This window comes from Streptomyces sp. NBC_00212 (genome assembly GCF_045206365.1).
Lineage (GTDB): Bacteria > Actinomycetota > Actinomycetes > Streptomycetales > Streptomycetaceae > Streptomyces.
Genome location: NZ_CP108115.1, coordinates 2,926,873 through 2,948,228 on the forward strand (window position 1 = coordinate 2,926,873; position 21,356 = coordinate 2,948,228).

Here is a 21,356-nt window from a genome sequence, read left to right on the forward strand (position 1 = left end):
AGGTCGGGATATGGCTGTGGGCGAGGACTGGCAGCGCGATGTGCTGCGCGAGCTGAACGGGGGTGACTCGGCATCGGGTGCACCGCAGGGCGCGGGTGCCCTCGGCTCGGCGTCGGCCGCACAGCCCAGTGCCGGCGACTCGGCCGCACAGCCTGATGCGGGCAACCCCGCGGCGCCGTCCGGCCGGCCGTACACCGGCCCCGCGGAGGGCACGTTCCGGATACGTCCGCTGGAACCCCGCCAGGCCGACGCCTCCCGGGACGGGTCAACTCCCGCTCCTTCGGCGGGAGTTGGGGCACTCAGTGCCGCGAACGCCGACGGCGGCCCCACTCCGGGTTCCCAGCACCCCAACCCCGGCGACGCCGGGCTCTCCACCTCCGACCCCCGCCAGGCTTCGGCCGCTCCCCACCCCCACACCGCCGGGACCCTCGACGCCATCGCCGCCGCGCGCGCCGCCGCCCCGTACGGATCCGGCGCCCCGGAGCCCCAGCCCTCCGGGCTGCCCGTGCCCACCCCCCACAACGCACCCACCGACCGCCCCGCCACCCTCCCCGAGCTCCGCATTCCCGGCGGGCGGGACGCCGCGGTGCCCATGGCCACGCCCGAGTCCGTGCCCACCATCGATCCCCGGCTCGCCGTGGCGCTCGGGAAGCCGGTGCACGGGGACTCCGTGGCCAAGCGGGCCGGGCGGTCCGTGCGCAAGCTCGGGTCGTCCGCCGCGCAGGACGTGACCGAGGAGAGCCGGATCGGGCGGGAGTTGCAGCAGCCCGTGACGACCGGGCGGGTCATCGCGGTCACCTCGATCCGGGGCGGCGTGGGGAAGACCACCGTCGCAGCCCTGCTCGCGCGGAGCTTCAATCACTACCGGCACGACCCCGTGCTCGCCCTGGAGGCGGACGGTGCGCTCGGCACGCTGCCGGTCCGGCTCGGCGCCGAGTCGGTGCGCTGGTCCTGCGCGGACCTCGCCGACATCCTCACCCCCGCCATGCAGCTGACCGACGTCACCGGCTATCTCGTGCCGGTCACGGACGGCGGCTGGCTGCTGCCCGCGAGCCAGGGCCGGCTCGGCGCGCCGCTGAGCATGCGGACGTACCGCACCGTGACGCTCGCGCTGCGGCGGTACTTCGCGGTGACCGTGGTCGACTGCGAGACGCTGCCCGGCGAGGTGGCGCGTACCGCGATGGACACCGCACACGCCCGGATCGTGGTCGCCCCGATGACCGCGGAGGGCGTCGGCGGCACCCGGGTCGTCCTCGACTGGCTCGCCCATCTGCCGCATTCGGCGCTTTCCACCACCGTGGTGGCGCTCACCGCCAACTCACCCGACATGACGCTGGACTTGAAGGCCGCCACCGCGCATCTGCGGGAGGCGGGCGTCACCGTGCTCCCGGTCCCCTACGACCGGCATCTGGCCCAGGGAGGCCCCATCCAGACCGCACTGCTCGGCCGGGCCACCCGGCAGGCCGCCGTCGCGCTGGCCGCCGAGGCGATGGAGCGGGCGGTGAGGGTGCGATGACGCTGCACCAGGTCCACCGCCCGGCCCGCTCGACCCGGCCGGCCGCCCCCGCGGCGCCGCGCGCCATCGAGCCGCCGCCGAACCTGCCCGAGGGCAAGACCGGCACGGCCGCGACCGCGCTGCTCCCGATGGCCGGCGTGATGAGCTCCGTGATCATGATGACGGTGATCCGCAACAGCCAGTTCGCGGGCCTCGGCGCCATCGTCCTGGTCGTGGCGCTGCTCGGCGCGGTCGCGCTGTTCCTTTCCCAGCGCGGCAAGGCGCAGCGCACCCGGCGCACCCAGCGCGAGCGCTACCTCGAATATCTGGAGGAGCAGCGCGAGGAGCTCGGCGCCGTGGAGCGGGAGTCGAGGCTCCGGGCCCGGCTGCTCAACCCGCCGCCGCAGGCGCTGTACGACCTGCTGCGGGATCCCGCGCGGCTGTGGGAGCGGCGGCGCGGCGACGCGGACTTCCTGCGGGTGCGGGTGGGCACCGGCACCGTACCGACGCAGGATCTGTCGATCGGGCAGAACAGCGCGCAGGGCGTGCTCACCCCGCCGGACCCGTTCATGCTGAACGAGGCGCGGGCGCTGGTGGCCCGGTACGCCACGGCCACCGAGTCGCCGCTGACGGTGCCGCTCGACCGGGCCGCGAACGTGAGCGTGGTCGGCGACCGCGAGGGTGTGCTGCGGGTCGCCCGGGCGCTGCTCGTGCAGGCGGCCGTCACGCACGCCCCTGACGATCTGGCGATCGCGCTCGGCGTGCCGGGCGACCGGCTCGACGACTGGGAGTGGGCCAAGTGGCTGCCCCATGTCCTGGACGCGCTGGAGAGCGACGGCCCGGTGGCCGCGCGCCGGATCGCGCCGAGCATGCCGCAGCTGGCCCGGCTGATGCGGACGGACCTGCGCCAGCGGGCCTCGTACGCGGCGGAGGTGCGCCGGGGCCTGTCGGACCGGAACGCGCTGATGATGATCGACCGGCTGCTCGTGGTGAGCGACGAGTACGGCGCCCCCGCCGAGGAACTGCCCCGTCCCGACACGGCGGTCGGTCTCACCGAGATGGGCGTGACGGTGCTGCACCTGCTTGAGCAGCAGGTGCACGAGCCGGACCACGTCACCGTCCGGATCAGCGTCGACGGCGACCGCGTCACGGTCGAGGACCTGCGCGATCCGGCGAACCCGGCGCCCCCGACGTCGTACGGACTGTCCGACGAGGTGAGCACGGCCGGGGCCGAGGGGCTCGCGCGCATGCTGGCGCCGCTGCGCCTTTCCGCCGAGTCGGTGGCCGAGGGCACCCCGGTGACCGGTCCGGTGGACTTCCCGCAGCTGCTCGGCATCGACGACCCGGCGGACCTGGACATCGACCGGCTGTGGGCGCCGCGCGGCGAGCGGGCGTTCCTGCGGGTGCCGATCGGGCTCGACGACCGGCACCAGCCGGTCCTTCTCGACCTGAAGGAGTCCTCCGAGCTGGGCATGGGCCCGCACGGGCTGTGTGTGGGCGCGACCGGCTCCGGCAAGTCCGAGCTGCTGCGCACCCTGGTGCTCGCCCTTGTCGCCGGGCATCCGCCGGAGGATCTGGCGCTGGTCCTGGTCGACTACAAGGGCGGCGCGACCTTCGCGCCGTTCGCCGAACTGCCGCACGTGGCCGGAGTGATCACCAACCTGGAGAACCAGGCGGGCCTCGTGGAGCGCGTGCACACCAGCCTGGCGGGCGAGGTCAAGCGGCGCCAGCAGGTCCTCAAGGACGCGGGCAACGTCGCCGACATCGGGCACTACGCGGCCCTGCGCGCCGAGCGGCCCGAGCTCGAACCGCTCCCCCACCTGTTCGTCGTGATCGACGAGTTCGGTGAACTCCTCACCGCCAAGCCGGACTTCATCGACCTGTTCCTGTCGATCGGCCGGATCGGCCGGTCCATCGGCGTCCACCTGCTCCTGTCCAGCCAGCGCATCGAGGGCGGCAAGCTCAAGGGCCTGGACACCTACCTCTCGTACCGGCTGGGCCTGCGCACCTTCTCCGCCGACGAGTCGCGCACGGTCCTGGACACGACGGACGCCTTCCATCTGCCGCCGCTGCCGGGCTTCGGCTATCTGAAGGTCGACACGTCGACGTACGAGCGCTTCAAGGCGGGGTACGTCTCCGGTGCCTACCGGGGTCCCGCCGTCCTGGAACAGCAGGACGACACGCCGCTCGCCTGGCCGTACCCGACCTTCAACTCCCCTTCCCAGGAAGAGAGTTCGGACGCGGCGGCCGAGCCGCAGATGCGCGAGCGGGAGACCGGGCCGACCGTCATGTCGGCGATGGTCGACCAGCTGCGCGCGGCCGCCGAGCCGGTGCGCCGGATCTGGCTGCCCCCGCTGCCCCAGGCCATCAGCCTCGACGCGGCGGCGGGCCCGCTCCAGGTCTCCGAGCACGGGCTCCAGCTCGGTCACCGGCCGGGCCCGATGCGGGTGCCGCTCGGCCTGCTCGACGATCCGGGCCGGCAGTGGCAGGGCCCCTGGACCCTGGATCTGACGGTGGCGGGCGGGCACGTGGCCGTCATCGGCGGCCCCCAGTCCGGCAAGACGACCCTGCTGCGCACCCTCGCGCTCTCGCTCGCCCTGACCCACACGCCCGCCCAAGTCGCCCTGTACGGGCTCGACCTGGTGGGCGGCGGTCTCGCGGCGCTTGCCGGGCTTCCGCACGTGGGCGGGATCGCCGGGCGCGCCGACCACGAGCGGGCCGCGCGCACGGTCGCCGAGGTGCGGTCCATGCTCGCCGCGCGCGAGGAGCTGTTCCGCGAGCACGGCATCGACTCGGTGGACGAGCTGCGCGGCCTGCGCGCGCAGGGCCGCCTGCCCGAGCTCGGCTCGACCGATGTGGTGCTGCTCGTGGACGGGTACGGGGCGCTGCGCGACGAGTTCGCCGCCCTGGACGACGACGTGGCCGACCTGCTCAAGCGGGGCAGCGGCTACGGCATCCACATCGTGGCGGGCATGCTGCGCTGGAACGACGTGCGGATCGCGACGCAGTCGATGTTCGGCACCCAGCTGGAGCTGCGGCTCAACGACCCGTCCGACTCCTCGATCGACCGCAAGCTGTCCGAGACGCTCGCCCAGGACACCCCCGGACGCGTGCTGACCAACGGCAAGCTGTTCGCGCAGGCCGCCCTTCCGCGCACCGACTCGGTCGCGTCGTCCGCCGACCTCGGGCCCGCCCTGGAGGACGCGGCGCGGACCATACGCGCCACCTGGCACGGTGAACTCGCTTCTCCCGTACGGGTGTTGCCGACCCGGCTGCCCGCACAGCGACTTCCCTCGCCGGCCGCCGAGCCTAGGCGGATCCCGATCGCGGTCGACCAGGACGCGCTCGACCCCGTACTCCTCGACCTGTTCGAGCACGACCAGCACCTGCTGATCCTGGGCGACAACGAGTGCGGCAAGACCAATCTGCTCAAGCTCATCGCCCAGCAGTTCACCGCCCGCTACAGCGACGAGGAGCTGGTCTTCGCGGTGTTCGACCCGCGCCGCGGGCTGCGCGGCGTGGTGCCCGAGCCGTACCGCGGGGGCTACGCGCACAACGCGAAGATCAGCGTGGGGCTCGCCTCGGGGATCGCCGCCGAGCTGGAGAAGCGGCTGCCGGACGAGACCGTCGACCACGACGCGCTGCCGGACGGGCCCTCGTTCAGCGGGCCGCGCATCGTCATCCTGGTCGACGACTACGACATCCTGACCACCGCGGGCCAGCAGCCCCTCGCACCGTTCCTGCCGTACATCTCCTCCGCGCAGGACATCGGGCTGCACTTCGTGGTGGCCCGCCGCGTCGCGGGCTCCGCGCGGGCGCTGTACGAACCGTTCCTGACCACCCTGCGCGAGACGGGCACCGCCGCGCTCGTGATGACCGGCGACCGCACGGAGGGCCAGCTGTTCCCGGGCCTGTACGCGTCCGCGCAGCCGCCGGGCCGCGGCTTCCTGGTGCGCCGCGGCCGCCGCCACCAGCTCGTCCAGACCGCCCTCGCCCACCAGCCGGAAGAAGCAGAGCACTCGTGACCAAGGACGTCATCGCCCTCACCCCGAAGATGCCGGACACCTGGGCCCTGCTCGCCGGCCTTTACGCGGGCGGGCCCGGGCTCTCCGTCGACACCGGCCACGACGGGGCGGTGGTCCAGCTCTGCGCGGCGGACGGCCGCCCGCTCGTGTCCCTGGAGGCGCCGCTGCTCGTCCAGGTGCCCGGCGAGGCCGAGCGCCTCCTGGGGGGGCAAGTCACCTCCCCCGAGGGCCCGTTCTGGTGGACGGAGGCGCGGGCCTCCACGGCCGCCCCCGAGGCCGAGCGGCTCGCCGGGTCGGTGGCCGGGCGGCTCACCACCCTGCTCGGCGGCACCGTCTGGCCGCCCGGCGCCGCGAGCACCGAGGTCGTCCCGGTCGCCGAGGACGCCGAGGTGAGCGCGCGGCCCGCGGCCGGCGGGGCGCACCCCACCGTGGACGTGCTCACCGAGTCGACGGCCGTCGTCATGTGCGACCGGCCGGTCATCGCGCTGACCGCGTGGCTCTCGCACATCCTGCGCGCCGCCGTCGAGAGCGGCCGCGCGCTCCAGATCGTGACCCCGCCCGGCGTGCGGCTCAGCCTTCCGCTGCGTACGGCGCTGACGGGCGCGCCCAACCGCTGGGTGGTCAAGGACCCCGACTGCGGGTACTACGACGGGCTTTCCGGCGCGGTCCTGCGCTGGCAGGACGGCACGTTCGCGCCGGCCCGGGACGCTTCGGGCCAGGCGGTCGTGGCCGAGGCGTTCAGCGCGCCCGCGCTCACCTCCGAGCGGCAGCTGATCGTCTCGTTCCGCACGGTGCACAACGCGGACGAGAACCTGGTCCTTGGCCGCGCCCTGTCGGCCGCCTGGGAAGCGCTGACCGGCGCGGCCCCGGCCGGCTGGGGCACCGCGGAGCCCATCAACCTCCCTTGGTCCGCACGACAGTTGACCGACCTCGCCCGCGACCGGGCACCCGAATCGACCCAGCTGCTCGCCGTCGGCGACCCGGCGCGGCCCGCGCTCGCGGGGCTCCGGGTGACGCGGGTGGAGCGGGGCGTGGCAGCGGACGCGACGCTGACGCTGGGGTACGGGGCGGATGAGGCGCCCCCGCTGGACGCGATCGAGCCGCTGGCCCGCACCCTGGCCGGCTCGCACGGCCTGACCCACATGCTGGTCTCCCTGCGCCGGGGCCGCCGGGACCTGGCCGTCCCGGCCCATTTCGAGGCCCCGCCGATCCCGGTGTCGTACACGCTGGGGGCGGAGGGGGTGCGGGTCGCCGGCCTGGCCCACGCCCAGCGCCCCCCGCTGTCCCTGCGCCCCGTCCGACTCGGCCCGGACGCGGGTCCCGCGTTGTACTACCCGCTCGGGGACGGTACGGATGCGGGCACGTGGCCGATGCTGGAGAAGCTGACGACGCACCTGGAACGTCCAGGGGCCTGAGCCGAAGCCCCCTCAGGGGCGCGGGGAACTGCGCGACCGGCAACGGACAGCCTGTGGCCGACCAACTACCTGCGGAAGCGGCCCAGTTGCGAGAGGCCCTCTCGCGGTTCGTTCGGCTGCGGACCGTGCGTGGCTGGTCGCGCAGTTCCCCGCGCCCCTTCAGGTGAACCGGCACTTCACGGCTAGCCCCTGGGCTGGGCCCGCGGCCGAACGAAGCGCAAACCCACGTAAGCGGGCCAGTCCCGGGCGGGCCCGGACTACTCGCGATGGCGGAGCAGCAGCATCGCCGCGTCGTCGTGCAACGGCCCCTCCGTGTGGAGCATGAGGTCCCGCCGGAGGGCCTCAAGGGCCGCTTCCGGGTCGGGGTCCTTCAAAAGCGGGGTGCGGGCGCCCAGGGGGTAGAACTCGCCCGATCTGTCCCGGGCCTCGGTCACCCCGTCCGTGTAGAGCAGGAGCTGGTCGCCCGGGGCGAACGGGACCCGGAAGGGCTGCGGGCTCTCCCCCGAGCCGAGCCCCAGGCCGAGCGGCAGCGCGTACGACGCGGGTTCGGGGAAGGACACCGAGCCGTCGGACCGTACCAACAGGGGTGGCGGATGGCCGTAGTTGAGGAACACCGCCCCGTTCGCGGGGTCGAGCTCGGCGATGATCGCGGTGACGAACTTCTCGCCCTCCAGGGCCCGCCCGGCCGCCCGCTCCACCCGCGCGCCCACCCCCTTCAGGTCCGGCTCGTCGTGCGCGGCCTCCCGGAACGCGCCGAGCACCACGGCCGCCGTCTCCACCGATTCGAGCCCCTTGCCCTGGACGTCCCCGATGATCACGCGCACCCCTCCGGGCGCGGCCACCACCTCGTACAGGTCGCCGCCGATCCTCGCCTCCGCGACCGCCGAGGTGTACGAGACCGCCGCGCGCAGATGTCCCGCGCTGCGCGGCACCGGCCGCACCAGCACCCGCTGGGCGACCTCGGCGATGGAGCGCATGCCGGCGAGTTCGGCCTCGCGGCGCTGGCGCATCACGGATCCGGCCACGCCCACCGCGGTGACCCCCGCGACGGCGGCCAGCGAGGCGAAGCCCCGGCGCTCCTCGAAGAGCTCGCTGTAGATCCCGAGCCCGACCCCGGCGACCAGCGCGATCAGGCCCACGACGACGGTGCGCCGCCAGCCGCCGACCAGACCGGCGAAGGCGGGGCCGAGCGAGACCAGCGGCAGCAGCCCGACCGTGGGGCCCGCGATCAGGTTGGCCACGACGACCAGCGCCATCACCACGTACGGCAGAACCGAGAGCACGAGGGGGTCCGGGCTGCGCCGTCCCTCGGTACGGGTGTGGCCGTCGCCGCTTCTGCGCACCATGACCGCACCCCTTTCACACCCTTGGGCATCCATTCGCCCTCGCGGACGCGCCGCAACCCTTCCGTTACCGAATCGAGGCCGCGGGCCGGGGATGCGGAGGTCAGGCGCTGGCCCGCTTCTTCGGGGTCGCCTTCTTCGCCGCGGTCTTCTTGGCGGTGGTGGCGGTGGACTTCTTCGCCCCGGTGGACTTGGGGCTCGACTCCGCGGTCTTCTTGGTGGCGGTGCTCTTCTTGGCCTGCGCGGTCTTGGTCTGCGCGGTCTTCTTCGCCGCAGGGGCCCTCTTGGCCGCCGTCTTCTTCGCCGACGCGGACTTGCGGGGCTTGCGCGAGCTCAGCTCGGTCACCTCGGCGACCTCCCCCTCACCCTCCTCGGCCTCCCCGCGCGCGGCCCTCGCGGCCTTGACGCTGCTCTCCAGTGCCGCCATCAGGTCGATGACCTTGCCTCCCTTGGCGGCGGGCGCCTCCTGCGCCTGGGGCAGCGCGCCGTCCGCCTTCGCGGCGATGAGCTCCTCGACGGCCGCCCGGTAGTCGTCGTGCAGGGTCGACATGTCCACTTCGCCGAGAGTGTCCATCAGGGCGTCGGCCAGGTCGAGTTCGGCCTCGCGGACGCTGACGTCGGCCTCGGGGGCGGCGTCCTCGGACGCCCGGATCTCGTCCGGCCACAGCAGCCCGTGCATCGCGATGACGTCGTCCACCACCCGCAGCATGCCGAGCCGCTCCCGCCCGCGCAGCGCGAACTTGGCGATGGCGACCTTCTGGCTGCGCTTGAGGGCCTCGCGCAGCAGGGTGTACGGCTTCGCGGCGGGCACCCCGTTCGCGGAGAGGTAGTACGCGGCGTCCATCTGGAGCGGGTCGATCGTGTCGGCGGGCACGAAGGCCACGATCTCGATCGTCTTGGCGGTGGGCAGCGGCAGCGAGGACAGATCGGCGTCGGTGATCGGGATCATCGAGCCGTCGGCGTCCTCGTACGCCTTGCCGATCTCCTCGGTGCTGAGCTCCTCGCCGTCCAGCTCGCACACCTTGCGGTAGCGGACCCGGCCGCCGTCCGCCGTGTGGATCTGGCGGAACGAGATCGAGTGGTTCTCGGTGGCGTTCACGAGCTTGATCGGGATGCTGACCAGGCCGAACGAAATGGCACCGTTCCAGATGGATCGCACGGTCTCTCCTCTTCGTCCCCGAGGAGTGTGGTTCGCGTGGTTCGTGGGACTCTCATCGTATGACGCCGATCACGGAGGTGGAGGGGCGGCGGATCGCCCTGTCGAATCTGGAGAAGGTGCTTTACCCGGCGACCGGTACCACCAAGGGCGAGCTCCTGCACTACTGCGCCACGGTCTCGGGCCCGCTCCTGGCCCAGCTGGACAACCGCCCGGTGTCGTTCCTGCGCTTCCCGGACGGTCCCGGGGGCCAGCGCTTCTTCACCAAGAATCCGCCGCCGGGCACGCCCTCCTGGGTGAGGACGGCCGCGGTGCCGCGCTCCGAGGACAAGGCGGCCCGGCAGGTCGTGGTCGCTGATCTGGCCACCCTGATGTGGGCGGCGAACCTGGTCGTGGAGTTCCACACCCCGCAGTGGCGGGCGGATTCCCCCGCCGAGGCCGACCGGCTTGTCCTCGACCTCGACCCGGGCGAGCCCGCGAGCGTGGTGGAGTGCTGCGCGGTGGCGGTGTGGCTGCGGGACAGACTCGCGGCGGACGGGCTGCACGCCTATGCCAAAACCTCCGGCGCCAAGGGGCTGCACCTGCTCTCCCCGCTGGAGCCGACCCCCTCCGATCAGGTCTCGGCGTACGCGAAGACGCTGGCCAGGGAGGCGGAGGCGGCCCTGCCCGAGCTGGTCACGCACAAGATGGCGAAGGCGCTGCGCCCCGGCAAGGTGTTCGTCGACTTCAGCCAGAACGCCGCCGCGAAGACCACCGCGACGCCCTACACCGTGCGCGCCAAGGAGCGCCCCACGGTGTCGGCCCCGGTGTCGTGGGCGGAGGTCGAGTCGTGCGGAGCCCCGGCCGACCTGACGTTCCTGATCGGCGACATCGGGCCCCGCCTGGACCGCGACGGCGACCTGCTCGCGCCGCTGGCCGACCCCGAGCGGGCGGGCCGCCTGCCATGAGTGCCCCGGCGCTGCGGCCCCCGCTCACCGTCGCCCTCGCCGAGGCGGTGGCCACGCTGCCGCGCGGGGCGGGCTGGGCGTACGAGCCGAAGTTCGACGGGCACCGGATGGTGGTGTTCCGGGAGGCGGAGCGGGTCGTGCTCCAGGCCCGATCGGGGCGCATCATCACCGGCGCGTTCCCCGATCTGGCCGACGCGGCAAGGGAGTTGACGCCCGGGACGGTCCTGGACGGGGAGGTCGTGGTGTGGTCCGGCGGGCGCACCGACTTCGCGGCGGTCCAGCGCCGCGCCGCCGCAACCCCCGCCCGGGCCCCGCTCCTGGCCCGCCGCCTGCCCGCCTCGTACGCGGCCTTCGACCTGCTCGCGGACGCGGGCCTTGACCTGCGGGCCGAGCCGTACGAGCGCCGCCGGGCCCGGCTCCTGGAGGTGCTCGCCCCGCTCGGCCCGCCGCTCCAGGCCGTGCCCATGACGACCTCGGTGGACACCGCACTGACCTGGTACGAGACGCTGCCCGCGAGCGGCATCGAGGGCCTGGTCGCCAAGCGTCTCGACGCCCCGTACCGGGCCGGGCGCCGCGCCTGGCGCAAGCTGCGGCACACCGACACCCGCGAGGCGGTGGTCGTCGGGCACACCGGCGGCGCGGCCCGGCCGACCGCGCTCGTCCTGGTGCTGCCCGGCGACGACGTGCCGGTGGTGTCGGGCCCGCTGTCCGCCGCCCTGCGCGCGGAGGCCGGCCGCGCGCTCGCCCCGCTCGCGGCCGAGGGCGGCGGCACGGCGGTCGCGGCCGGGCTCGGCGAAGTGGCGTACCGGGCGGTCGCGGAGGGCCTGCTCGCGGAGGTCGAGTGGGCGACCACCCGGCACGCGGGGGCGGTGGTGCTGCGGCTGCGGGACGCCGGGGGCTGACCGGACACAGGGCCCTCAGCCCCTCAGACCCGCAGCCACGTCCTGCGGTCCCGGGCCGTCCAGTACAGGGACTCCACGTCGGCCGGTTTCAGGACGCCGCCGAGGCGCGCGAGGTCCGGGATCTCGCTGTCCTTCAGGACGCTCACGCCCCGGATCCCCGGCGGGCCGAGCTCGACCCGTTCCGCGCCGACCAGGACGAGGACGGGCCGGACCGCCGCCGCGAGGGCGAGCGAGGCGCGTTCGGCCTCGTGGCGGGCGTGGCGCAGGTACGGCACGGAGGCGGCCCGGCCCACGGTGACCAGCGGGTCGGCGATCCGCACCCGATGCCGCTGGGCAGCCAGCGAGCGCACGGCGAGGACGCCCGCGGGCCCGACGAGCAGATGGTCGATCCTGGCCTCCCCCGGCAGCGGAACCGAGTGCAGGACCCGCCAGCCCGCGCCTTCGAGCCGCTCCAGGGCGGCCCCGGCGAGCTGCTGCGCGGCGAGTTCCCGGCGGCGCGGGTCGGTCCTGAACCGGTGCTGGGGCTCGTACCGCTCCAGCTCGGTCAGGAGCGCCTCGCCGGGCCGGTTGGGCGCGAGGTCGTCGTCGGGGTGCAGGGAGAGCCGGGCCAGGTCGGCGGGGGTCGGCACGGGCGGCGGGCCGACGAGCAGTTCCCCCACGGCGTACGGGCGCAGCGCGGCGAGCACCTCGTCCCTGCGGTCGTCGAGCAGCAGCGATACGCGCCCGGTGTCGCGGTCGTACCAGGCGACGCTGCGCCCGTCCGGGAGGCTGACGTACAGTCGCGCCTGTCCGTGCCGGTGTACCGGTGTGACCCGCAGTCCTGCCATGACCCATCACCCCACCACGCCCATGGGAACAGCCCGATGCCCGTGAGGGCAATAAGTCGTGTGGGCGTCGTCACAACGCGATGGACTCAGGACGGTCATGACCACGACACTTACGCGCGACACGACCCAGGAATCCGGGAGGGGAACCACTCAATGATCATCTTCGGCACCCGCGGCTATCTCTACCAGCTCGCGATGCTCACGCTGGTGTGCGGCAACTGCGGCAATCCTTCGGCGCACGGGCTGCGCAAGTACGTCACGAAGTTCACGCTGTTCTTCGTTCCGCTGTTCCCGATCTCGACGCGGTTCCGCATGCAGTGCACGTTCTGCGGTCTGGAGCAGCAGATCACCAAGGAGCAGGCCGAGGGCCTGCTGGCCCAGCCGGTGGCTCCGCAGCAGCAGTACGGCCAGCCGCAGCCGGGCCAGATGCAGGGCCAGAACCCGTACCAGCAGTAGGCCGGCCCGCCGCGCGTAACAGCACCGCCCGCTGAAGTACGGCGAGCTGTTACGTACGCGGGGCAAAGCCGCAATGCCGGACATTTAGCGTCGTACGCATGACGACGCCCACCCCGCCCCGCACCGCCCGGACGCCCCGGACCGCCAGACTCGCGGCCGCCTCCGTGCTCGCCCTCACCGTCGGCGGCGGGCTCATGGCCTGTACCCCGGACCCGGTGGCCAAGGCTCCCGACGTCAGGGTGCAGAACGCCGCCGCCCCGCAGGCCAAGGCGACGGCCGGCCCGCTGAAGGCCTCCGAGCCGACCCGGGTCGTCATCCCCTCCGCGGACGTCGACGCGAGCCCGGTGCTGCGGCTCGGGGTGGATTCCGCGCAGGAGCTGGAGGTGCCGCCGGTGGACCGGGCCGAGCAGGCCGGCTGGTACACCGGCAGCGTCACGCCGGGCGAGAAGGGGGCCTCGGTCCTGGTCGCGCACTACGACACCGCGAACGGCCCGGCGCTGCTGCGGAACGTGAAGGACATGAAGGTCGGCGACGTGATCGAGGTCGGCCGGGCGGACGGCTCGACCGCGGTGTTCAAGATCCGGGAAACCCAGCAGGTCGAGAAAAAGGACTTCCCGACGCATAAGGTTTACGGGACGACCAATCGCGCCGAGCTCCGCCTCATCACGTGTGGCGGTCCGATCGTGGACGGTCACCGCTCGGCCAACATCATCTTCTATGCCGACCTGGTCAAGGCCGCATAACGCACCGGGGCTCCGGCGAAGCCGCGGCAGACAGTGAAATAGCCTGGGGTTCCCGCACGACAGGAGCACCTTGATCCGCCACCGCCGCACAGCCCTCTTGGCACCCCTGCTGACCGCAGCGGGTGTCCTGCTGCTGTCCGGCTGCGGCGGGGCGGGCCACCTGGAGAGCTCGGGTGCGACGCCGACGGCGATCGGCCCGATCCACCTGTGGCCGGATCTGCCCCCCGCGACGGCGACCCCGAACGACTACGGCGAGACGGACACGGAGCAGGTGCCCGGCATCAAGGTGACCGGCGGCGACGTCCGCAAGCTGAACCCGGTCGCCGTGGTGCAGGCCGAGGTGAAGGCGCACCCGAACACGTACAGCGGCGAGGACGGCCTCTACGACGAAACGGTCCGGCAGCTCGCCACCTGCAAGCAGAAGCCGGGCAGCTGCCCGGTCCTCAAGCCGTACTACCGGGACCTGACCGGGGACGGCAGGGACGAGCTGATCGTCGGCATCCGGATGCCCGACCAGCAGCTCGCGGTGCGCTGCTACATGCCGGCCAAGGACGGCGGCCTGATCCGCATCATGTCCACCGTCGACCAGATCATCAGCGTCGACCTGGCCGGCCGCGACGTGATCCTGCGGTCGGTGTCGGCGGGCATGCCCGGGTACGAGTACCGCACGGCGTGGTCCTGGGACGACCACCAGCAGGCGATGCTCCCCACCCGGGACGAGATCGTGCGCCGCAAGCCCGGCAGCGAGAACTCCGGCGGGAAGCACCCCGCACCGTCCGGCGCCGGGCAGCTCTCGCCGTCGCCGAAGAAGAAGCCGCCGACGGCGAAGCCGTCGGCCACCCCCACGGCGGACGCACCATGAGACTCCCCCGGATACCGAGGCCGCCCCGCCTGCCGCTGCCCCGCTGGACGGCGACGCTCACCTGGAAGTCGGCGGTGTTCATCACCGTGATGTGCTGCGCGCTCGCGACGCTGCTCGGCGCCCTGGTGCACGTGTCGGTGACCCGGCAGACCGTCGGCGAGGCGCGCGGCAAGGCGCTCGACCGGCTGACCGACGTCACCCGCATGTACGAGGCGGGCGAGCAGCTGCCGCCCGGCGCCGGTATCGACCCGCCGGAGCTGCCGGCTTCGCTGCGCGCGCTCGCCGTCTCCGGCAAGCGCGGCACCCTCGTCGACGACGACCACGGCCGCCCCACCATGTGGGCGGCGGGCCCGGCGGACGGCAAGGCGCTGGCCGCCGAGATCGACTACACCCAGAGCGCCCGCACCATCAACGGCCTGGACAAGGCCATCTTCGGCTCGTCCATCCTGGCCATCGGCGCGACGCTGCTCGTCGGCGTCTTCGCGGTCACCCGGATCACCCGGCGCCTGCACCAGACAGCGACGGTGGCCCGCCGGATCGACGCGGGCGACCTGGACGCGCGGGTCAACGACCCCCGCACCAAGGATCCCTCGCGCCCGCAGGACGAGGTGGCGACCGTGGCCGGCGCCCTGGACACGATGGCCTCCACGCTCCAGGGCAAGCTGCTCAGCGAACAGCGCTTCACCGCCGATGTGGCGCACGAGCTGCGCACCCCGCTGACCGGCCTGCACGCGGCCGCGGAGCTGCTGCCGGAGGGCCGCCCGGCCGAGCTCGTACGGGACCGGGTGCGGGCGATGCGCTCGCTCACCGAGGACCTCCTGGAGATCTCCCGCCTGGACGCGGGCAGCGAGACCGTCGACCTGGACATGCAGCAGCTCTCCCCGGTGGTGGAGCGGGTGGTGCGCGCCTCGATCGCCTCCGGGACCGCCGAGGCGGACACCACCCTCACGGTGCTGCGGGACGCCTGCGTGGAGACCGACAAGCGCCGCCTGGAGCGGGTGATCGGCAACCTCCTTGCCAACGCCCACAAGCACGGCAAGGCCCCGGTCGAGCTGACCGTGCACGGCCCGGTCGTCACCGTCCGCGACCACGGCACGGGCTATCCGGACTACCTCCTGGACCACGGACCGCAGCGCTTCCGCACCGACGCCGGAAACAAGGGGCACGGGCTCGGCCTGACCATCGCGGCGGGGCAGGCGGCCGTGATCGGCGCCGAGCTGCGCTTCGCCAACGCCGCGGACGGCGGCGCGGTGGCCCGGCTCGAACTCCCGGAGTACGTCGGCTTCGAGGCGCCCGACTCCGAGGAGAGCCCGCACGCCGAGTGACACCTCGTCACGCTTTGCGAACACCAATGAGCGAATTTACTGTGAGGCAGGCGAATTGAGGGTCGTTCACATGCGGCCCCGCCCCATCCAGGAGGCACCATGTCCCTGCGCTCACCCCTTGCCGCACTCGGCCTCTGTGTGGCCACCGGCGCCGTGGCCGTCCTCGCCACGGCGCGGACGGCCGCCGCCGACGAGCACGGGCACAACGACTACAAGGGCCGCGTCACCGCCAAGTCCGGCCTGCTCCTGCGCGACCGGCCCACCCGCAGCAGCAGGATCGTCGGCAAGGCGCCGTACGGCTCGATCGTGCACATCTTCTGCAGGACCGGCGGCGACCGGGTCAACGGGAACGACCACTGGTACCTGCTCACCGACGGCACCTGGGCGTGGGCATCGGCCTACTACATCGACAACATCGGGGCCGTACCACGCTGGTGCTGACCCGGCCGCTCAGCCGCCGAGGAGTTTGGACTTGGCGGCCGCGAACTCTTCGAGCGAGAGCAGTCCTTCGCCGACCATGTCACCCAGACGGGCCAGCCGGTCCGCGATGTCCGCGCCGCTCGCGGGCACGGGCGCGGGCGGCGCCGCGGCGTGCGCCGCCCGGTCGGCGGCGTAGCCCGGGCTGCCGGACAGCAGTCCGCGCAGCAGCGGCGCGCCGGCCGGGCGCTCGACGGGACGGCCTTCGGGGCGGGCGGGTCGGACGTACATGGTCAGGCCTCCGTTCCGGTGGACGGTGACGGCGCTGAGGCGGCCAGCGCGGCGAGCCCCGCCTTCACCTCGGCGAGCCGCTCAGACGGGATCCGTACGGAGCCGGCGATGCGACCGCCGGCCGCCCGCACCTCCTCGGCCGCCTCCGCCGCCCAGAGGTGTTCGACCAGGACGAGCAGCGCGCAGTTGCCGCGGTCCAGGAGCCCGGCCGATTCGGCGACGTCCTCGGGGCCGATGAGCCGGGCCGCGTCCCGGCCCCCGAGCATCCCCTGGAGCTCCTCGAACTCGTCGAGTTCGGCGGTGAGCACCTCGCCGCCCGCCGTCTTGGTGACGACCAGCGCGTCGATCAGGGCGACGGCGCCGGACCGGCGCAGCGCGCCGAGCGAGGCGACCGCCCGGACCCTCAACTGCTCCTCGGGAAAGGCGAGGACGATGAACTCCACGGGCCCCATGGCGCCGGCTCCTTTTGACGGACCGTCATGCATTGTGTTCGGCACCTTATGACATACCGGGACATAAGGCCTGCGTCTTGCTACGTTGCCTGGCATGACCGCACCGTCGGCGGCGGACGCCTCCCCGCCCGAGCTCCGCCTCCCCAAACGGCGGGGCGTCGAGCTGTCCCTGCTCGCCGGTGCCGTTCTCGTCGTGGTGCTCGGCTACGTCGCCGTCGGGCTCGCCCGGAACGGCACGGTGCCGCCCGACGCCATGAGCCACGGGGCCGGGCTCGGCCTGCTCGCGCTCCTCACCCACCTCGTGGTCCGCTTCCGCGCGCCCTACGCCGACCCCGTGCTGCTGCCGATCGCGGTGCTGCTCAACGGGCTCGGCCTGGTGCTGATCTACCGGCTCGACCTCTCGACCCCGGGCAGCCGGGCGGCCCCCACGCAGCTGGTGTGGTCGACGCTCGGGGTCTGCCTGTTCCTCGCCGTCGTCCTCGTCCTGCGCGACCACCGCGTCCTGCAGCGGTACGCCTATCTCTCGATGGCCGCGGGCCTGGCGTCGATGCTCGTGCCGATCCTGTTCCCCGCGGTCAACGGCGCCAAGATCTGGATCAGGGTGGCCGGCTTCTCCTTCCAGCCCGCCGAGTTCGCCAAGATCCTGCTGGCCCTCTTCTTCGCGGCCTACCTCGCCGCCAACCGCAACGCGCTGGCGTACACCGGCCGCATGATCTGGCGGCTCCAGCTGCCCACCGGCCGGGTGCTCGGCCCGATCGTGGCGATCTGGCTGCTGAGCGTCGGCGTCCTCGTCCTCGAACGCGACCTCGGCACCTCGCTGCTGTTCTTCGGCCTGTTCGTGGTCATGCTGTACGTGGCGACCGGGCGCATCGGGTGGATCGCGGTGGGGCTGCTGCTCGCCTCGTTCGGCGCGGCCGCGGTCGCCCTGTTCGAACCCCATGTGCACGGCCGCGTCAGCGACTGGCTGAACCCGTACGCCACCATCGAGGCAGGCCGCGGCCCCAGCCAGCTCGCCCAGTCCCTGTTCGCCTTCGGGGCCGGCGGCACGCTCGGCTCGGGCCTGGGCCTCGGCCACTCCATCCTGATCGGCTTCGCCGCGAAGTCCGACTTCATCCTGGCCACGGCGGGCGAGGAGCTCGGCCTGTCCGGACTGACCGCGATCTTCCTCCTGTACGCCCTGCTCGTGGCCCGGGGCTACCGGGCCGGGCTCTGCCTGATCAGCCCGTTCGGGCGCCTTCTCGCCGTCGGGCTCGCCTCGATCCTGGCGCTCCAGGTGTTCGTGATCGCGGGCGGCGTGATGGGGCTCATCCCGCTCACCGGCATGGCCATGCCGTTCCTCGCACAGGGCGGCTCGTCCGTCGTCACCAACTGGATCATCGTGGCGCTGCTCATCCAGATCAGTGATTCCGCCCGTCGGCCGCTTCCCGCCGTCGAACCCGGCGTCATCGCACGGCCCGAACCATCGGTGGAGGGGACAGCCAGGTGATCCGGTACATCCGGCGGGCGGCCGCGTTCTGCCTCGTCCTGCTCGTGGCGCTGCTCGTGAACGCGGCCCGTGTCCAGCTCTTCGAGGCCGACGCGCTCGACGCGAACCCCGCCAACCGCCGCCTGGCGATCGCCCGTTACCACCAGCCGCGCGGCGCCATCGTGGTCGGCGAGGAGAGCGTCACCGGGTCGAAGGACAGCCGCCAGCAGCTGCGGTACGAGCGGACGTACAAGTACGGGCCGCTGTACGCGAGCGTCACCGGGTACGCCTCCCAGACCTACGGCACGACGCTCGTCGAGAACGCGGAGGACCCCGTCCTTTCGGGCACCTCCTCGCGCCTGTCGGTGTTCCCGCTGTGGAACGACCTCACCCGCAGCCGGCACTCCGGCGGGCGGGCCGTCACGACCATCAAGGCGTCGATGCAGCGGGCCGCGTACGACGGCCTGGGCGGCAAGAAGGGCGCCGTCGCGGCGATCGAACCGTCGACGGGCAAGATCCTGGCGCTGGTCAGCAGCCCGTCGTACGACCCGGGCGTTCTCTCGGGTACGGGCAGGTCGGTGGCGAACGCCTGGCAGCGGCTGATCTCGGACCCGAGCCAGCCCATGCTGAACCGGGCCATCCGGCAGACGTATCCGCCCGGCTCCTCCTTCAAGATCGTGACGGCGGCGGCCGCGCTCGACGCGGGGTTGATCACGGACGTCGAAGCGCCGACCGACACGCCGGATCCGTACGTCCTGCCCAACTCGGGCACCACGCTCACCAACGAGCCGAGCGGCTGCGGCGGGGCCTCGCTGGCGTACGCGGTGACCGTCTCCTGCAACACGGTGATGGCGCGGGTCGGGCTGAAGGTGGGGCTGGCCGGGATGGTGGACGCGGTGCGGAAATTCGGCTTCAACGACGCGTTGCTGCGCATCCCGTCACGCGTCGCGAAATCCAACTTCGACACGAAGATGACCCCCGACCAACTGGCCCTTTCCTCGATCGGCCAGTTCGACACGACGGCGACGCCGCTCCAGATGGCGATGGTCTCGGCGGCGGTCGCCAACGGCGGGGAGCTCAAATACCCCTATCTGGTGGACCGTACGACGACCGCGAGCGGCGCGACCGTCTCCACGACCGCGCAGCGTACCTATCACCGGGCGATGTATCCGGCGACCGCGATGCAGCTCCAGCAGATGATGATCGACGTGGTGCGGAACGGCACCGGCACCATCGCGGCGATCCCGGGGGCCACGGTCGGCGGCAAGACCGGCACCGCGCAGAACGGCGTCGGCAACATCGGCAGCCCGTACGCCTGGTTCATCTCCTGGGCCCGGGCGGACGGCGCGGACCGGCCCGCCGTGGCGGTGGCGGTCGTCGTCGAGGACGCGTCGGCGAAGCGGGGCGACATCAGCGGCGGCGGCGACGCGGCGCCGATCGCGAGGGCGGTGATGGAGGCGGCGCTGGCGGGCACCCCCTAGCGTCTCCCCCGTAGCGTCTCGCTCTGCGAAATGCCCGGGCGCTCCGGCGATGCGGCTGCCTAGGGTGCGCCCATGACGGACGAATCAGAGCGGTACGAACTGGCCCAGGTGAACATAGCCCGCCTCAAATTCCCCCTGGACTCCCCCGAGTTGGCGGACTTCATGGCCGGGCTCGACCCGGTGAACGCGGTCGCGGACGCGGCCGACGGGTTCGTGTGGCGGCTCCAGAGCGACAGCGGCAACGCGACGGACGTCCCCGTGTTCGGCGACGCGGCGATGATCGTGAACATGTCGGTGTGGCGCGACGCGGAGTCCCTGAAGGCCTTCATGTACGCGGGCCGGCACCGCGAGCTGCTGGCCCGCCGCTTCGAGTGGTTCGAGCGCATCGAGGAGGCACTGGTGGCCCTGTGGTGGGTCCCGGCGGGCCACCGCCCGACCGTCGAGGAGGCCGAGAAGCGCGTCCTGCACCTGCGCGCCCATGGCCCGACCCCGCATGCGTTCACCCTGCGGCAGAGCTTCCCGGCGGGTCCGGGCGAGTAGCATGCGGCCTCGGCCGGACCGTTGACGCGGCCCGGCCGGACCGCCCCCCACTCAGCTGGCCCCTAAGCCGCCCCGTCCGCGATCGCCCCCTCCACCTCCGCCACCCTCGCCGTTTCCTCCGCCTCGAAGCGCTCCTTGTCCAGTTGCTCGGCGATCTCCTCGTCCTGGGTCATCAGCAGGTCCAGGCTGGAGTCGCCGAGGTCGAAGACGCCCATGTCCACATAGGCCTTCTGGAGGCGTTCGCCCCAGAGGCCGATGTCCTTCACGCAGGGGACGATGCGGCTGAACAGGAGCTTCCTGAACAGGTGCAGGTACTCGCTCTCCTCGCTCAGCTGCTCGGCCTCCTGCTTCGGGATGCCGAAGTTCTCCAGGACCTCGACCCCGCGCAGCCGGTCGCGCATCAAGTAGCAGCCCTCGATGACGAATTCCTCGCGTTCGCGCAGCTCCGCGTCCGAGAGCTCGGCGTAGTAGTCGCGCAGCGCCATGCGGCCGAAGGCGACGTGGCGGGCCTCGTCCTGCATGACGTACGCCAGGATCTGCTTCGGCAGGGGCTTGGTCGTGGTGTCCCGGATCATGCCGAAGGCGGCGAGCGCCAGGCCCTCGATCAGGACCTGCATGCCGAGGTAGGGCATGTCCCAGCGGGAGTCGCGCAGGGTGTCGCCGAGCAGCGACTGGAGGTTGTCGTTGATCGGGTAGAGCATGCCGAGCTTCGTGTGGAGGAAGCGGGCGTAGATCTCGGCGTGCCGGGCCTCGTCCATGGTCTGGGTCGCGGAGTAGAACTTGGCGTCCAGGTCGGGGACGGACTCCACGATGCGGGCGGCGCACACCATCGCGCCCTGCTCCCCGTGCAGGAACTGGCTGAACTGCCAGGACGTGTAGTGCCGGCGCAGATCACCCTTGTTCCGGTCGGTCATCTTGGCCCAGTACGGCGTGCCGTACAGCGTCATCGCCTCGTCCGGGGTGCCCAGCGGGTCGTACGGGTCGACCTCCAGGTCCCAGTCGATGCGCTTGGCGCCGTCCCACTGCTTGTCCTTGCCCTTCTGGTAGAGGGCGAGCAGACGGTCGCGCCCGTCGTCGTAGTCCCAGTTGAAGCGGGCGGCGCCGGAGGCCGGCACCTGCCAGAGGGGTTCTCGCGGGCCCGTCACATAGAGGTCGTGCGTCGACACGTGCGGCTCCTTCGCCTCGCGGACGTCGTCGTCCATCGGCCGAACTTC

The 21,356-nt window shown here is 72.8% G+C and carries 19 protein-coding genes; 13 read left to right on the forward strand and 6 right to left on the reverse strand.

Features of this window, described 5'->3' with window-relative positions; genetic code table 11:
- The first annotated feature begins 10 nt into the window (after positions 1 to 10).
- The 3 genes from OHA17_RS13105 to OHA17_RS13115 are packed head-to-tail and all read left to right on the forward strand — an operon-like array spanning position 11 to position 6,935.
- Positions 11 to 1,516 (forward strand): hypothetical protein, encoded by a 1,506-nt coding sequence (locus OHA17_RS13105; protein ID WP_406506770.1) that lies wholly within the window; start codon positions 11 to 13, stop codon positions 1,514 to 1,516.
- On the forward strand, positions 1,513 to 5,520 hold the full coding sequence (eccCa, locus tag OHA17_RS13110) for a type VII secretion protein EccCa (RefSeq protein ID WP_406506772.1): 4,008 nt from the start codon (positions 1,513 to 1,515) through the stop codon (positions 5,518 to 5,520). The genes OHA17_RS13105 and eccCa overlap by 4 nt, the downstream gene beginning before the upstream one ends.
- The gene (locus OHA17_RS13115; RefSeq protein WP_406506774.1) at positions 5,517 to 6,935 is read left to right on the forward strand and encodes a DUF6177 family protein; all 1,419 of its coding nucleotides are present in this window, start codon (positions 5,517 to 5,519) and stop codon (positions 6,933 to 6,935) included. The genes eccCa and OHA17_RS13115 overlap by 4 nt, the downstream gene beginning before the upstream one ends.
- A gap of 257 nt (positions 6,936 to 7,192) precedes the next feature.
- On the opposite strand, the gene OHA17_RS13120 is transcribed toward OHA17_RS13115, so the two are convergent.
- Both OHA17_RS13120 and OHA17_RS13125 read right to left on the reverse strand, forming a co-directional pair.
- The gene (locus tag OHA17_RS13120) at positions 7,193 to 8,191 is read right to left on the reverse strand and encodes a PP2C family protein-serine/threonine phosphatase (RefSeq protein ID WP_406510702.1); all 999 of its coding nucleotides are present in this window, start codon (positions 8,189 to 8,191) and stop codon (positions 7,193 to 7,195) included.
- 190 nt (positions 8,192 to 8,381) lie between these two features.
- Positions 8,382 to 9,437 carry a Ku protein gene (locus tag OHA17_RS13125; RefSeq protein ID WP_406506776.1) on the reverse strand — a complete coding sequence of 352 codons (1,056 nt, stop codon included), beginning with the start codon at positions 9,435 to 9,437 and terminating at the stop codon, positions 8,382 to 8,384.
- Positions 9,438 to 9,496: 59 nt separating this feature from the next.
- Between OHA17_RS13125 and ligD the strand changes: the two genes are divergently transcribed.
- Positions 9,497 to 10,381: a non-homologous end-joining DNA ligase gene (ligD, locus tag OHA17_RS13130; RefSeq protein WP_406506777.1), complete on the forward strand. Its 885-nt coding sequence runs from the start codon at positions 9,497 to 9,499 to the stop codon at positions 10,379 to 10,381.
- Entirely contained in the window at positions 10,378 to 11,283 is a 906-nt protein-coding gene (locus tag OHA17_RS13135; RefSeq protein ID WP_406506779.1) for an ATP-dependent DNA ligase, read from the forward strand. The genes ligD and OHA17_RS13135 overlap by 4 nt, the downstream gene beginning before the upstream one ends.
- A gap of 23 nt (positions 11,284 to 11,306) precedes the next feature.
- Here the strand turns inward: OHA17_RS13135 and OHA17_RS13140 are convergent, their stop codons facing one another.
- Complete coding sequence (locus OHA17_RS13140) at positions 11,307 to 12,110, reverse strand: nuclease-related domain-containing protein (protein WP_406506781.1); 804 nt, start codon at positions 12,108 to 12,110, stop codon at positions 11,307 to 11,309.
- Positions 12,111 to 12,263: 153 nt separating this feature from the next.
- Here OHA17_RS13140 and OHA17_RS13145 point away from each other — a divergent pair, with 153 nt between their 5' ends.
- The 5 genes from OHA17_RS13145 to OHA17_RS13165 all read left to right on the forward strand — a co-directional run bounded on the left by OHA17_RS13145 (position 12,264) and on the right by OHA17_RS13165 (position 15,937).
- The gene (locus tag OHA17_RS13145; RefSeq protein WP_053730062.1) at positions 12,264 to 12,566 is read left to right on the forward strand and encodes a zinc-ribbon domain-containing protein; all 303 of its coding nucleotides are present in this window, start codon (positions 12,264 to 12,266) and stop codon (positions 12,564 to 12,566) included.
- A gap of 98 nt (positions 12,567 to 12,664) precedes the next feature.
- Positions 12,665 to 13,309, forward strand: coding sequence for a class F sortase (locus OHA17_RS13150; RefSeq protein ID WP_406506783.1), 645 nt, complete (start codon positions 12,665 to 12,667; stop codon positions 13,307 to 13,309).
- 73 nt (positions 13,310 to 13,382) lie between these two features.
- Entirely contained in the window at positions 13,383 to 14,171 is a 789-nt protein-coding gene (locus tag OHA17_RS13155) for a hypothetical protein (RefSeq protein WP_406510703.1), read from the forward strand.
- Complete coding sequence (locus OHA17_RS13160; protein ID WP_398876168.1) at positions 14,168 to 15,496, forward strand: ATP-binding protein; 1,329 nt, start codon at positions 14,168 to 14,170, stop codon at positions 15,494 to 15,496. The genes OHA17_RS13155 and OHA17_RS13160 overlap by 4 nt, the downstream gene beginning before the upstream one ends.
- Positions 15,497 to 15,595: 99 nt before the next feature.
- Positions 15,596 to 15,937, forward strand: a complete 342-nt coding sequence (locus OHA17_RS13165; protein ID WP_406506786.1) for an SH3 domain-containing protein — start codon at positions 15,596 to 15,598, stop codon at positions 15,935 to 15,937.
- Between the two features lie 9 nt (positions 15,938 to 15,946).
- Here OHA17_RS13165 and OHA17_RS13170 read toward each other — a convergent pair whose 3' ends face one another.
- The gene (locus OHA17_RS13170; protein WP_406506787.1) at positions 15,947 to 16,204 is read right to left on the reverse strand and encodes an SHOCT domain-containing protein; all 258 of its coding nucleotides are present in this window, start codon (positions 16,202 to 16,204) and stop codon (positions 15,947 to 15,949) included.
- Between the two features lie 2 nt (positions 16,205 to 16,206).
- Positions 16,207 to 16,656: a DUF6325 family protein gene (locus tag OHA17_RS13175; protein ID WP_406506789.1), complete on the reverse strand. Its 450-nt coding sequence runs from the start codon at positions 16,654 to 16,656 to the stop codon at positions 16,207 to 16,209.
- 94 nt (positions 16,657 to 16,750) lie between these two features.
- On the opposite strand from OHA17_RS13175, the gene OHA17_RS13180 reads away from it, so the two are divergent.
- The 3 genes from OHA17_RS13180 (at position 16,751) to OHA17_RS13190 (ending at position 20,142) form a co-directional block, all read left to right on the forward strand.
- The gene (locus OHA17_RS13180; protein WP_406506791.1) at positions 16,751 to 18,142 is read left to right on the forward strand and encodes an FtsW/RodA/SpoVE family cell cycle protein; all 1,392 of its coding nucleotides are present in this window, start codon (positions 16,751 to 16,753) and stop codon (positions 18,140 to 18,142) included.
- Entirely contained in the window at positions 18,139 to 19,602 is a 1,464-nt protein-coding gene (locus OHA17_RS13185) for a penicillin-binding transpeptidase domain-containing protein (protein ID WP_406506793.1), read from the forward strand. The genes OHA17_RS13180 and OHA17_RS13185 overlap by 4 nt, the downstream gene beginning before the upstream one ends.
- Positions 19,603 to 19,674: 72 nt before the next feature.
- Positions 19,675 to 20,142, forward strand: a complete 468-nt coding sequence (locus tag OHA17_RS13190; RefSeq protein ID WP_406506795.1) for a DUF3291 domain-containing protein — start codon at positions 19,675 to 19,677, stop codon at positions 20,140 to 20,142.
- 62 nt (positions 20,143 to 20,204) lie between these two features.
- Here the strand turns inward: OHA17_RS13190 and OHA17_RS13195 are convergent, their stop codons facing one another.
- Positions 20,205 to 21,308: a ferritin-like domain-containing protein gene (locus OHA17_RS13195; RefSeq protein ID WP_406510704.1), complete on the reverse strand. Its 1,104-nt coding sequence runs from the start codon at positions 21,306 to 21,308 to the stop codon at positions 20,205 to 20,207.
- Positions 21,309 to 21,356 lie beyond the last annotated feature (48 nt).

Excerpts from the sequence above, each read along its gene's own strand:
- OHA17_RS13150 (WP_406506783.1), top strand. The coding sequence starts at position 12,665 with ATGACGACGCCCACCCCGCCCCGCACCGCCCGGACGCCCCGGACCGCC.
- OHA17_RS13190 (WP_406506795.1), top strand. The coding sequence starts at position 19,675 with ATGACGGACGAATCAGAGCGGTACGAACTGGCCCAGGTGAACATAGCC.
- OHA17_RS13135 (WP_406506779.1), top strand. The coding sequence starts at position 10,378 with ATGAGTGCCCCGGCGCTGCGGCCCCCGCTCACCGTCGCCCTCGCCGAG.
- OHA17_RS13170 (WP_406506787.1), bottom strand. The coding sequence starts at position 16,204 with ATGTACGTCCGACCCGCCCGCCCCGAAGGCCGTCCCGTCGAGCGCCCG.
- OHA17_RS13160 (WP_398876168.1), top strand. The coding sequence starts at position 14,168 with ATGAGACTCCCCCGGATACCGAGGCCGCCCCGCCTGCCGCTGCCCCGC.
- eccCa (WP_406506772.1), top strand. The coding sequence starts at position 1,513 with ATGACGCTGCACCAGGTCCACCGCCCGGCCCGCTCGACCCGGCCGGCC.
- OHA17_RS13140 (WP_406506781.1), bottom strand. The coding sequence starts at position 12,110 with ATGGCAGGACTGCGGGTCACACCGGTACACCGGCACGGACAGGCGCGA.
- OHA17_RS13105 (WP_406506770.1), top strand. The coding sequence starts at position 11 with ATGGCTGTGGGCGAGGACTGGCAGCGCGATGTGCTGCGCGAGCTGAAC.
- OHA17_RS13175 (WP_406506789.1), bottom strand. The coding sequence starts at position 16,656 with ATGGGGCCCGTGGAGTTCATCGTCCTCGCCTTTCCCGAGGAGCAGTTG.
- OHA17_RS13165 (WP_406506786.1), top strand. The coding sequence starts at position 15,596 with ATGTCCCTGCGCTCACCCCTTGCCGCACTCGGCCTCTGTGTGGCCACC.
- OHA17_RS13120 (WP_406510702.1), bottom strand. The coding sequence starts at position 8,191 with ATGGCGCTGGTCGTCGTGGCCAACCTGATCGCGGGCCCCACGGTCGGG.
- OHA17_RS13180 (WP_406506791.1), top strand. The coding sequence starts at position 16,751 with ATGACCGCACCGTCGGCGGCGGACGCCTCCCCGCCCGAGCTCCGCCTC.
- OHA17_RS13145 (WP_053730062.1), top strand. The coding sequence starts at position 12,264 with ATGATCATCTTCGGCACCCGCGGCTATCTCTACCAGCTCGCGATGCTC.
- ligD (WP_406506777.1), top strand. The coding sequence starts at position 9,497 with ATGACGCCGATCACGGAGGTGGAGGGGCGGCGGATCGCCCTGTCGAAT.